The organism is Gordonia sp. HS-NH1, from assembly GCF_001418765.1.
GTDB lineage: Bacteria > Actinomycetota > Actinomycetes > Mycobacteriales > Mycobacteriaceae > Gordonia.
In genome coordinates this window covers 1-12,143 of record NZ_LIYC01000068.1, presented here as the reverse complement: position 1 = coordinate 12,143, position 12,143 = coordinate 1, and the positions used below count along the sequence as shown (strand labels likewise).

General features: G+C 59.8%; 12 protein-coding genes and 1 pseudogene. 2 read left to right on the top strand and 11 right to left on the bottom strand.

Going from position 1 to position 12,143, the window contains the following annotated elements; genetic code table 11:
* Window positions 1-93 precede the first annotated feature (93 nt).
* From AMD30_RS25320 to AMD30_RS23510, 11 genes are all read right to left on the bottom strand, one after another.
* Window positions 94-255: a hypothetical protein gene (locus AMD30_RS25320; protein WP_005195129.1), complete on the bottom strand. Its 162-nt coding sequence runs from the start codon at window positions 253-255 to the stop codon at window positions 94-96.
* A gap of 238 nt (window positions 256-493) precedes the next feature.
* On the bottom strand, window positions 494-2,134 hold the full coding sequence (locus tag AMD30_RS23555; protein ID WP_005195128.1) for a long-chain fatty acid--CoA ligase: 1,641 nt from the start codon (window positions 2,132-2,134) through the stop codon (window positions 494-496).
* Window positions 2,135-2,163: 29 nt separating this feature from the next.
* Window positions 2,164-2,853, bottom strand: a complete 690-nt coding sequence (locus AMD30_RS23550; protein ID WP_005195127.1) for a hypothetical protein — start codon at window positions 2,851-2,853, stop codon at window positions 2,164-2,166.
* Window positions 2,854-2,901: 48 nt separating this feature from the next.
* A complete protein-coding gene (locus AMD30_RS23545; protein WP_006369626.1) occupies window positions 2,902-3,858 on the bottom strand; it encodes an MlaD family protein in 957 nt (318 codons plus the stop codon).
* On the bottom strand, window positions 3,855-4,898 hold the full coding sequence (locus AMD30_RS23540; protein WP_005195125.1) for an MlaD family protein: 1,044 nt from the start codon (window positions 4,896-4,898) through the stop codon (window positions 3,855-3,857). Before AMD30_RS23540 ends, AMD30_RS23545 begins: the two co-directional genes overlap by 4 nt.
* Complete coding sequence (locus AMD30_RS23535) at window positions 4,895-5,956, bottom strand: MlaD family protein (RefSeq protein ID WP_005195124.1); 1,062 nt, start codon at window positions 5,954-5,956, stop codon at window positions 4,895-4,897. The genes AMD30_RS23540 and AMD30_RS23535 overlap by 4 nt, the downstream gene beginning before the upstream one ends.
* On the bottom strand, window positions 5,950-6,945 hold the full coding sequence (locus tag AMD30_RS23530) for an MlaD family protein (protein ID WP_006369625.1): 996 nt from the start codon (window positions 6,943-6,945) through the stop codon (window positions 5,950-5,952). The genes AMD30_RS23535 and AMD30_RS23530 overlap by 7 nt, the downstream gene beginning before the upstream one ends.
* Window positions 6,942-7,955: an MlaD family protein gene (locus AMD30_RS23525; protein ID WP_006369624.1), complete on the bottom strand. Its 1,014-nt coding sequence runs from the start codon at window positions 7,953-7,955 to the stop codon at window positions 6,942-6,944. Before AMD30_RS23525 ends, AMD30_RS23530 begins: the two co-directional genes overlap by 4 nt.
* Entirely contained in the window at window positions 7,952-8,989 is a 1,038-nt protein-coding gene (locus AMD30_RS23520) for an MlaD family protein (RefSeq protein WP_005195121.1), read from the bottom strand. The genes AMD30_RS23525 and AMD30_RS23520 overlap by 4 nt, the downstream gene beginning before the upstream one ends.
* A 9-nt stretch (window positions 8,990-8,998) precedes the next feature.
* Complete coding sequence (locus AMD30_RS23515; protein WP_006369623.1) at window positions 8,999-9,862, bottom strand: ABC transporter permease; 864 nt, start codon at window positions 9,860-9,862, stop codon at window positions 8,999-9,001.
* A 10-nt stretch (window positions 9,863-9,872) separates the two neighbouring features.
* The gene (locus AMD30_RS23510) at window positions 9,873-10,607 is read right to left on the bottom strand and encodes an MlaE family ABC transporter permease (protein WP_005194985.1); all 735 of its coding nucleotides are present in this window, start codon (window positions 10,605-10,607) and stop codon (window positions 9,873-9,875) included.
* A 256-nt stretch (window positions 10,608-10,863) separates the two neighbouring features.
* On the opposite strand from AMD30_RS23510, the gene AMD30_RS23505 reads away from it, so the two are divergent.
* Both AMD30_RS23505 and AMD30_RS23500 read left to right on the top strand, forming a co-directional pair.
* On the top strand, window positions 10,864-11,340 hold the full coding sequence (locus tag AMD30_RS23505; protein WP_005194983.1) for a PaaI family thioesterase: 477 nt from the start codon (window positions 10,864-10,866) through the stop codon (window positions 11,338-11,340).
* A 172-nt stretch (window positions 11,341-11,512) separates the two neighbouring features.
* Window positions 11,513-12,107 (top strand): annotated as a pseudogene (locus AMD30_RS23500) (IS256 family transposase); the annotation flags it as partial.
* Window positions 12,108-12,143 lie beyond the last annotated feature (36 nt).

Sequence of the window (12,143 nt, the reverse complement as noted above, 5' to 3'; positions counted from 1 at the left end):
ACACAGACATCTTGACAAGCTCTCGAGCCCCCGCGCACCAAGAGACCGCCCCGCGGCAGAAGCCACGGGGCGGTGTGTTCTTCTGTGAAGCGCTCAAGCGGTAGCTTCGTCTGATCCGGACTCGATCGATCCGGTGACCAGTTCGCCGACGATGTCGGTAATGATTGCGCCCACGATAGCCTCGGCCATGATGGTGGCCCCTTCGATGTTGTGTGCTGATGACTGCGAATGTGGAGCGCTGGCTGCGATGTCCACCTCGCAAACTCTACGACGCTCGATAAAACGGCGCCCAACGAACGATGAGTGAGAGATGAATGGCCGCGCAATTCCCAGTGACGGTTCTGTCTTTCCCACCGGGGCCATCGGGCAGACGGATCGCTCCAATAAATACGTGCCCACCGAACGCTGAGGACGTTCGGTGGGCACATCTGTGCCTTACCTCGGCGGTGTCCTATCTCGGCCAGTGCGGACGCGAAGCCGACCCCGTGCGGCGCTAGTTCGATACAACCGGCAGCTCGCCCTGCTCATGCTTCGCGCGCAACACCTTCTTGTCGAACTTGCCCACGCTCGTCCGTGGTATCTGCTCCATGAACGTCCAGTTGTTCGGGATCCACCAGTGCGGGATCTCCTCCGGGCAATTTCTTAGGCACCACTCGTGGAGCGTGTCAGCCGACACTTCGCGACCCGGTGCCGGAACCACAACAGCGAGAGCTGTCTCCTGCCATCGGGGGTCGGGCATCGCGACAACCGCGGCCTCGGCGACATCCGGGTGCGACATGATCCAGTTCTCGAGCTCCACTGACGAGATCCATTCGCCCCCGGACTTGATGACGTCCTTGGACCGGTCGGTCAGCGTCAGATACCCGTCCGGACTGATGTGTCCCACGTCGCCGGTCCGCAACCAGCCATCCCGAAACCTCTCGGTGTCCTCGAGTCGGTAGTAGCTGCCTGTGACCCACGGACCCCGCACTTCGAGTTCACCGACGGACTTGTCGTCACGGGGAACAGGCAGGCCACCCTCGTCGATGAGGCGCATCTCCACCCCGCAAATTGCCCGTCCCTGTCGCTTGCGGTAAGATATTTCCTTTGCGGGGCTGATCCCGGCGGGAGGCCGACCTACCGCTGCAAGCGGGGACGTCTCAGTCATACCCCACGCCTGAATAATCTGTACGCCGAAGCGGTCCGCAAACCCCTCGATCAACGACTGCGGGACGGGAGCTCCACCACAGGCGACAAGGTCGATCGATGACAAGTCGACACCCGGATTCGCGATACCGTACTGAAGAAGATCGTTCCAGATTGTCGGTACTGCTCCTGCCTTCGTGGGGCGATGTTGTTGGATCATGTCAGCGAGCGGCGCTGCTTGAAGGTATCGATCAGGCATCAGCAAGTCCGCGCCGGCCATCAGCGACGCGTAGGGCAGACCCCAGGCGCTGGCATGAAACATCGGCACGACGGGAAGTACACGATCGGCTTCTGCGATCGCCAGAGCGTTACCGGTACACGCTGCCATGGAGTGCAGAAACACCGAGCGATGACTGTAGACGACCCCCTTGGGATCGCCTGTAGTGCCGCTCGTATAACACATACCCGCAGCCGACCGCTCGTCGGGATCGACCCAAGAGAACACTGGGGATTCCGCTGCGAGCGCGTCATGATATCGCATCACGGTCACGCCGTGCCCGTCGAGCGGGGAGGTGTCGCCGTCGCCGGTAACGAACACAACCCGAACCGTCGCCAAGCCCGGTAGGACCGCCGCCAACAACGGAACCAGCGACCCGTCCACGATAATGACCTTGTCTTCGGCGTGGTTCGCGATGAACTGCAGCTGAGCCGGTGACAACCGGATGTTCAGCGTATGCAGCACCGCGCCCATCGCGGGTACCGCAGCGTACGCTTCGAGGTGCTCCTGGTTGTTCCACAGCATCGTTGCCACGCGGTCGTCGCCGACCACGCCGACCCGACGCAGAGCATTCGCCAGACGTGCGCATCGCTCTTCAAGATCGCCGTAGGTCGCATACCGGGCAGAGCCGTTCACGGAATAGGTAATCACCTGCCTAACAGTGTGATTGGTTGCGACGTGGCGCAGTATCGATGACACTGTCATCGGCACCTCCTGCATGGTGCTTTTCATCTAACTCTCCTTTCGCGGCGGACGCTGGATCATTCGGCAGGTCCGTAATCCTGGATCTGCCAGCCGTTATCGGTCTTCAGCACGACGACTTTCAACAGTGTGGGGAGTTCGCTCGGCTGAGGGTTCTGAACATTCTGGGTCTTCTGGGTGGCGAAGACCAGCACCGTGTATTCCCCCCGGTTCTCGCTGGCGCTGCCGGTGACGCTGGTCGCCAGTACGCGTCCCGCCGCTTGGACCTTGGCCTGTTTCATGATTTGGGTCAGGGTGGGTTCGACATCGTCGTATCGCTTGACCAACGCATCGCTGGCATTCTCTTTCACTTCGGTAAAGAATGCGTCGGTGTTTTGGTAGCTGTACGTGAGCGACTTTGTGGTGTAGTCCGATGCTGCCTGCGCTGCCTGCGCTCGTTGTGTGGCGGCGTCCTCCAGGGACGTCTTTGCTTGCCGCATGTCAATGTAGAGGTAAGCAAAGAGCCCGGCCAGCACCGCGAGTACTACCACGAGAGCACCGACGGCCACCACCTGGAGGCGTGCTGATCCCCAGCGCTGCTCGGCCTCGGACGTCGGGGGGCTTGCCTCGTCCGAGGCGGAAACGTCCTGTGACGTCGCAGGTTCTGTGGCACTAGTGGCGTCGCCGCGGTCTGCCTTATCGGAAGCCGTAGTCAGCTCATTTTCGGTGCCGCTGTCCTCGGATTCTGATCCGTTGTCGTGTGCGGTCATTTGCTGCCTTCTGTAAATGCTGGGGTAGGGGGGGGGAGACATCGGGCGTCAGCGGGGTGATGGTGTGACGGCGATCGGGATTTGCGCCTGTCCCCGATGGGACGCGGGGACTGTTCGCGCCAGGAGATCACCGATCGATCCGAAGTCGACGTATGTGTCTGCGACTTTCGCCGTCGCCGGTTTGACCGCGCGGGTGATGGCGACAATGTCGGGCTGAAGTATCTGGATGTAACCGCTGAGCTTTTCCACTAGCTTCAGGATTGGTGGCCATTTGTCGTAGGACGTAGAGGTGAAAACGATGAACGCACGTTGGATTCTCGCCAAACCGTCGACGGCATCCGGGGTCCGGACCGACGCGGTACTGAGCACACCGCCCACGTTCGACATGAGGCCCAGGAGGAACTCGGCATTGTCCGCGGTGGTACGGACCGCACCGTCGTCACCGACGAAGTCCACGAGGCGGTGCATCATGTCTCCGATCGTGTCGAGGTCCTTTTGCCGGCCGTCGACTGCAGCCGAGATCGTTTCGTTGATGGTCTGAATCGATGCTGGATCGAGCGCGTCGGCCACTGCCGACATTTTCGGGAGCACCTGGGGAACGGATTGGGACACGTGGATGGCGCTGGCGGGCACTAGGTCCCCACTACGCAAGTACTCACTGGTGGTGGTATCCGGTGGGATGAAGTTGATGTATTGCTCTCCCGCGACCGAGAGGTTCTGGATCGTCATGACACTGCCGCGAGGGATCTTGTAGCCGGAGTCGATGGACATGTCGACGGCGAGCTGATTATCTGTGACGCGAATAGATGTCACCTTGCCCGCCGGCACCCCCTCTAGCATCACCGGCGATGTGTCGAGCAGGCCGCCCGAGCTCTTGAGTATGGCCGAGATCGTGTAGTCGGAGCGGAACGGGTTTATTCGTGCCACGTCGATGGTCAGGTATGTTGCTCCGACGAGGAAGACGACGACAAGGGCAACCAGGGATACGACGGTGCTGCGGATCATGGCATCATTCCGATCGCTCGCAATACGTTAATGAACGACCCGGCATCACGTCGGGCTAGATCTTGGCCGTCGATAGACACGTCGGAAACGTTGATATCTGGCGAGCTGACGAATGGGATGAGCTTCTCGCGTATTACACGCGTCGCCTTGTCGGAAACATCCTTGGAGTAGATGTCCGAGTACGCGATGGACGCGATTACCGGCGCGATCGCTCCTACCGTTTCCTTGATGCGGGAATACTCAGGGTCGACGATACGGCCGGCAGATACTGCGAAGTCGCGCAGGTTGGCGATAAGTAGCGCGACGTCAATTAGCGAATAGCCCAGACCATAGAAGTTCACTCCCCCCTTGGTCAACATTCGGTCAGTACCTGACGGGTCGGCCAGGATCACTTTCAGTGTGCGATCGGCCGACTGCAGGACTACGTCGAGTTTGTCGGTGTTGGCGGACACCTCAGACACGGTGCGCAACGTCGTGCGGTAAAGCGTATCGAATTGGGCGGGGTCACTCGGAAAGGTCGAGTTCAGTGTCGATATCGCGGTATGGATTTTATCGAGTTCACCCCCGCCCAGTACATTAGCCATCCCCCGCATCACGTCCTCGACGTTGGCAGCCGGTTCGGTGCGTGAGAGAGGTATTACCGATCCCGCGTGCAGCAAGGCTTGGGTGGACTGCTGTGCGGGGGGAAGGATGGCCACATAAATCTCGCCCAGGAGAGTGTCTTGGCGGAGTTCCGCGCGCGAATCTTCCTGCAGTTGGGCGTCTTTATCAATTCGGGCGGCAACCAGCGCGTGGCCTCCGTCGTACGTGACGCTGGTGACGGCACCGACGTCAATCCCTCGAGAGAGGACTTTGGCACGGGCAGGCAAGTTCAGAGCACTCGTGAACTCGATCTCGATGTCGTAGCCGTCTCGGGCGGATGATCCGCCGATGGTCGGCGGGTTGTCGGCGTTGATGCTGCAGGCGGCGAGGGCGATGGTCGCTGCGAACAGCGTCACGATCGCGGCCGTGACACGGCGAAGGTAGCCGTAGGTCATCATTGAGATTGCCCTCCGATCAAGTTAGCGATCGTCGCCACTTCGTTACCCGTCCTGCAGACGCCGTTGACGGGGGGAGAGGCACACGCCGTTCTTAGGGTCTGCAGTGGGACAGACACGGCGAATGCCCGCAGGATCGACTTCGCATCCGGATGCTTGACGATGAGGTCAGCCGTTCGAGCGGCGACGGTCGCCAGGATGTTCTCTTGCTTGCCTACTTGCGCGAGGAGTGGAACCGCAGCATCACCAATTGCGAAGATCGGTGGACCGAAGTCGGACGCCAATCGCGACAGGATGGGGACGAAGGTACCTGCGTACTCTGTTGCGGCGCCGAATGTTTGACCGAAAGCAACAATCACCTCGATTGCGCCGACGAAGTTGTCGAACAGCTGGGTCACCTCAGCACTGTTCTCGGTGGCAACACCGGTTAAGGTCGCGAGGTTGGCTACAATTCTGCGTATCTGACCATCACGCCGGGTCGGATCGTTGATCAGCGTGGCCGAGTCCTTGAGAATGCCAGAGATATCGCCCTGGGTTCCCTCCATGTTCTTGGAGACGAGCGTGAGCGCCTGGAGAATCGCATCGGTGTCACGTCCGCCGTCCTTGACGAGTTCATCGGAAAGAGTGCTGATCGCGTCGAGCGTTTGACTAATCCCCAGTGGAGTCCTGGTTTTGTTCAGTGGTATGCACTTGGCCGACTCGTAATGCTCTCCGCCGCGATAGGGATGGGTGAACTCGATTTGTCTTTCGGTGACAATCGAGGTGGACACCAGGGTGGCCCCCACATCCGCGGGAAGCGGCACGGTCTTGTCGATCCGCATGTCGACACGCACGCCCCTCTGGCCCTCCTCGTGAATGCCTACGACCCTGCCCACCTTCTTGCCGAGCATCGCGACGGAGTTGCCTTCGTACAGACCTGATGCGTCGGAAAACTCCGCACATAGTGGCCGCGTGTCGTCGTCGGCTGTCGCATAGTTGATTCCTACGGCCGCGATCACTACTGCGAGTGTGACGATGGTGGCGATCGGGATCAGATGCTGACGCATCCGCTCTGTCAGCATTTTTGATCACCACTCGGGATGCAGATGCGGACAGTCGGTTCAGGACTCGCTGGACCGACCTCTGGAGCGTCGAGAAGAATGCTCAGTCGTCTGGTGATCTGATCGACCTGGGTCAGCGCGTTTGCGTAGGCGGGCATCTGGGCCGACACCTTGTTCAGAAGGGTCTTGAACTGTTGTACCGATGGTTCTATTCCGTCGCGGTACGCGACAAGCGGTCGGGTCAGTAGCTTGAAAAGACGGCGCAGATAATCGAATCCGTTCTGGACGTTGGCGATGTCTGGTCCAAGGGTGCGGGCAAGGAAGCTGAGCTGGCGGAGGAAGTCCACGAGTACCTGCTTGCGGTTTGCGAGGGCGGCGACGTACTCATCGGACAACGTCATCGTCTTGTCGAGTTGTGCGTACTGACGTTGCAGTAGGTCCATCAGGCTGCTCGCGTTTTGCAGGGCATCAGGGATATTGGTGTTTCCGTCGGAGAAAGCATTCTGTAGCAGCGCCGCTGTGCGCCGTAGATCAACACCACGCACGTCACGGAACACCGGTGTGGTTGTCTCAAGCGTGCTGGAAATGTCGTAGGTGCTGCTTGTCTGCTCCAGTGGGATTGCACCGTCGAGGGCCGACGGGCCTGAACCTGGGTCGAGGTCCAATACACGTCCACCAATAGGGGTGATGAGACGGACGTTCGCCGTCGCGTCCGACCGAACGGCAATCGAGTCATCCAGCCGGAATCGCACGGTGATGAACGTTCCGGTCAGGTCGACTGACGCGACCTTGCCTTTCCTGATCCCGGCGATACGTACCTGGTCGCCGGCTTCCAATCCGCCGGTATTGACTAACTTGGCACTGTAGCTAGTTTGTCCGGGCGGTGAGATGTACACAGCACCCGCCACGACGAGGCCGGCCACCGTGACCATCGTAACGACTCCCGCCAGGATGAGGTCGCGCCGACGCTGCGGGCGGTGATGCGGACGCTTATCGAAGAAGCGGGTCACTGGCACACCACCAGTCGTTGACCCATCAGGGCGATCTGCGCTGTTCTCGGTAGGTCGAGCACTCCTCGGGCGCACCCTGCCGCCGAGGACGAAGGTGTCGCTTTGGATGTAGTTTCCAGGGCGTCCAGGAGTGGCTTCAGGAGAACGGCACCGTTCAGTAAGCTTTCTGTATCCCCTGGCTCCCGCACCAATCTCTGATAAATGGCCGCGAAGCTGGTGTCGTAGGTCGACTCGATCTGCTCACCGGAGAGCACAGTCTTCGCCATCGAACGGTTGACCTCCCGCAGCGAGGCCCTCAGGCGATCGCTCACGCGGCTGAACGCATCGACGATTGACCCCAATTTGTCTATCAACTCGACCAGTTCGGCGGAGCGCCCCATCAACTGATCAGACACCTGTCCCAGGCTCGTCACAATGTTGGTGATGATCTCTGAACGCTGGTTCCCGTACTCGGTGATGTTCGCGACTTGCTTCATGACTGGTGCGATACCTCGACCGTCCCCCTGGGCGACCCGTAGCAGGTTCGACTGAAGCTCATTGATCTCGGCCGTATTCAATGTATCGAATACTGGTTTGAAACTGTTGAATAGTGTCGATACGTCGAACGACGGGACGGTCTTGTTGAGTGCCACCTGTGTGATCGACTCCTGGTCGGCGCCTTGTCCGGCATTGATGAGCTCCACATACCGCTGCCCCAGCAGGTTTTGGTAACGGACGGCGGCAGTCGTCGCGGGGGTAATCGAGACGCCGTCGTCCAGTTGGAAACGGACGATCGCTGTTGATCCCTTCAGGTCGACAGCCGTTACATATCCCACCTTCACTCCAGCGAGTCGTACCCCGTCGCGGGGCTTGAGTCCGGAAGCGTCGGCAAAAACCGCGGAATGCTGCGAACTGGAGGATCCTTCGTTGGTCGGCTGCAGAATCGCGATGATGACATACGTAAGGACGCCGATGACAGCGGTGAACGCGGTGATCTTAATGATTGTGGGTGTCAGAGACCTCAGAGTCATCCCGTGGGCCCCCCCATTCTCAATGCGCTTTGTAGAGCAGGTGAGGTCTGGACCACCAGTGCTAGCTGGAGCTGGACTCGGTCGCCGAATTTCGGCAAGGCTTTGTCGATGCCATCGAGGATCTGCGGGATCGTGTACACCGTGCGAACGAGCCCCGAGGCGGATCTGGCGACGGGCCGCGCTAGATCAAGGCCGACGTCTAACAGCGAACTCAGGGCCGGGTAATTCTTGTCGAGCAGTCCGCCGAGTGCACCGAACAGAACCTTTCCCGTGTCGCCGAGATTGCTTTTCGTGCGATCGATGTTCTGTTGAGTGGCGAAAAAGTCAGCGATATCGACGTTCTTCAAGACGCCAGGGACGAACGGCGTCATGAAGTCGGCGACTCCGGTGGACAGATTGGCTGCAATTTCTAGGTCCTCCCCGACCGGCCGTTTCTGGACATCCCGCGTGAGCTTCGCGATCTGGAATACGAGTTTTCCGCTATCAGACATTGCCTGCGAATCCTCGACGATGAACCTCACCACCGCTTCGAACGAGGGCTGGTCCAGTGCCTCGACCAGCGTGGAGATCTTGCGAACAAGTGTTGACACCGAGGTCTGTTCAGACTGCAACCTGCTTACGTAGACACTCCCGCCGGAACCGATGGGCGGTCCGTGTCCAGGATCTACGATTTCCAGTGCCGTCGGTCCCAGTGCGTTTGCCGAAGTGTAATTCACCGTCATGCCCTGCCGGAGATCTAGGTCGTTGCCGGAACCGGTGAAGTTGATTTTGACCGTCGCGCCACGGTCTCGAACCGAGATGCTCGAGACCTCGCCCACGGTGAACCCAAGGTACTTCACTTCCGATCCCCCCTTCAATCCGTCGCCTATCGCGTCGGTGTTGATGGTCAACGACGTGTGATCGCTGAAGTCACCGTTAGCGTCACTTATCAGTAAGTAGGCAGCTATCGCGCCGAGGATTAAGAGGGCGACCCCCCGAAGGACCAGGTTCCCGTGCGATGGTTCGCGCCCGGACGGATCATGAAAGACAGCCACTGAACCCCCCTACCCAGAAATCCGTACGCCGGAATCGAATCCCCACATCAGAAGTGTCAGAATCATGTCCTCCACGACGATGACGATGAGGCTCGTGCGGATCGCTCGGCCGGACGCCCGGCCTACCCCCTCAGCTCCGCCTGTGGCGAAGTAGCCCTGATAGCTATGGATAATCACTACGGAAACGACAAATACAAGAACTTTGATGAGCGAGAAGATAAGGTCCTGAGGTTTGAGGAACTGGTCGAAATAGAAATCATAAGTGCCGCCGGATTGGCCGTGTACCTGTGTGACGACGAGCTTAGCGGCCGCGAATCCGAGAATAAGCGCGATGATGTACAAAGGAATCACGGTCGTGATCGACGCCACTACGCGAGTGCTGACGACGAAGGGAATGGGACGTACCGCCATAGCCTCGAGAGCGTCGATCTCCTCGGAAATGCGCATCGAGCCTATCTCAGCTGTCAACCGGCAGCCGGCTTGTGCTGCGAACCCGATCGCAGCGATCATTGGCGCAAGCTCTCGGGTGTTAGCGTAGGAAGAGATGAATCCAGTCAGTGAACCCATCCCTACGAGGTCCAGCGAGGCGTAACCCTGGATACCGATTGAGGCGCCGACGGCGATGCCGAGGATGGCGAGGACGATGGCCGTTCCACCACCGACCAAGACTGCACCTCTACCCCAGGCGAATTCTTGTATGTAGAGCAGGGTTTGGCGCCGGTATGTGGTGATGACATGGCGGATGCCGAGGACCGCGGCGATCACAAAGGTCGCGACGTGCCCCAAGCGTTCAGGTACTTGTGCAACGGGCGCGATCACGGCACCGACCGGCCGGGTGGCGGCGGAGAACCTCCGGGAGGGAACGGTGGTCACGAGGCGTTTCTCATCCAATGGTTTGGGGGACGAACATGGTTGTTAGTTGCGTGATAAAGACATTGATCACGAAGCACGCGACGACACCCAGCACTACGGTGGCATTGACCGAGGTTGCGACGCCTTTAGGGCCGCCCTTCGTCGACAGCCCGCGGTGACAAGCAATCGTCACCACGACAAGTCCGAACACAAGCGATTTGCATAGAGCGACAACGATGTCGGTTACCGATGCGAACGACGCGAACGATGCAACATAGCTGCCGGGTGTGATGCCTTGGACATCGACGCTGATGGCGTAGCCCGCCAGCAGCCCGGTGAAGACGATCAGCATGCAGAGCATCGGCGCAGTGATCAACACAGATACGAACCGAGGTGCTACGACGCGCCTGGTGGGGTTGAGTCCGAGTGTCTCCATGGCGGCAATTTCTTCGCGAATCGTTCGAGCGCCCAAATCAGAGGCAATCGCTGATCCGGCCGCGCCCCCGAGTAGAAGGGCGGTAACGATGGGCGCTCCCTGTTGAATGATCCCGAGGCCCCCAGCGGCGCCAGCAATTGACGTGGCCCCAACTTGCTGAGTGAGGCTTCCCACTTGTACCGACACGATGACACCGAATGGCACAGCTACCAGAATCGCGGGCAGAGTCGTCACGACAATAACGAACCAAGTCTGCGATACGGCTTCGCGAAACGGAAACCGTCCCGTAGCAATGTCTACCGCTACCCACCGCAGGGCCTGGCCAGCCAAGCCGAGGGTGCTACCGAAAGTGGCGGCGCCGTCCAGGAAACGGTTGGCGCCGGTCCGAGTGGTGATGGACCTCTCCTTCCCTCGTACACGGGGTATGCGCCGCTTAATGCTGGTGCGCGTTATGGACGGTACCAGGTACTGGCAGTATTACCTATAGTGTTTACAGAAAGACCGTGTCGGGACCTGCTCCCACACCTCATCGACCCCCGCACCCTGTTTGAGTAGGTGGCGGCTTAGTAAGGACAACGATCAGAAGATGACCTCAGAAGCAAGACTGCCGGCGCACTCGTCCCAGTGCATGGGCTGCGGAAGCGAAAACCCCCACGGACTTCAACTTGAGGTCTACCGGAGTGGCGAGCGGGTGTACGCCGATCACACCTTCGACGAGAGGCACCTTGGCGCGCCCGGGTTGGCGCACGGCGGAGCGATCTCGGCCGCTTGCGACGACATCATGGGTTTCACCCTGTGGATCGCGCGGACCCCCGCGGTGACCCGCACCCTGACCGTCGAATACCGTCAGCCGGTCCCTCTGCACACTCCCATTCGCCTCTCTGCTTGGATTGACCACGAGTCGGATCGCCTACTGCACATCGCGGCCGTTGGATCGTTCGATGATCGAACGTATTTCACCTCTAGCGGTGTCTTCGTCAAGGTCGACGTCGCTCATTTTCGACGGTATGCCGACCTATCAACAATCGATGACTTCTTCGCCAACTTCACGCGTACAGACTGACGCCGCAGGGGGGACTGTCGCTGATTCGGTGTAAGTGGTTTGATCGCCCCCGGCGTGGGGCAGGAGGAATCACGACGATGACCGACACAGTCGAGGGCGTGGATGCCCTGGTGGCAGGGCCAGTTGAGACTGGTCAAGAACACGATGTCACCACCGCGGATGAGGTGCGTGAGTGAGTAGCCGGCCGATCTACGCCGCGATCGGGGTTGATCTCGATGGGCACAAAGACATCCTCGGCATGTGGGCTGGCGACGGCGGCAGCGAGTCGGCCACGTTCCGGCGGGCGGTGCTCACCGACCTCAAGAACCGGGGTGCCAGGGGCATCTTCTCCCTTGTCTGTGACGGCTTGAAAGGGTCGCCCGACAGTGTGTCCGCCGCGTTTCCGTTGGCCACGGTACAGACGTGCATCATCCATTTGATCCGGAACACCTTCAAGTACGCCTCCCGCAAGTATAGGGACAAGATCAGCGCCGATCTCAGACCGATCTACACCGCGCTGACCGCCGCTGAGGCCCGGCTGCGATGGGAGGAATTCGCTGAGAAGTGGGGCACGCCGTACCCGGCGATCGTGACCCTGTGGGAGAGTGCGTGGGAGGAGTTCATCCCGTTCCTTGACAACGACGTCGAAATTCGACGAGTGTTGTGCTCCACCAACGCTATCGAAAGTCTCAACGCCCCGCTAGCGGCGTGCGGTGCGCGCTCGAGGGCACTTCCCGAACGAGCAGTCCGCACTCAAAACGCTCTACCTGGTGACGCGGTCGTTGGATCGATCCCGAAGGGTATGTTGACGGCGCCTGAAAACT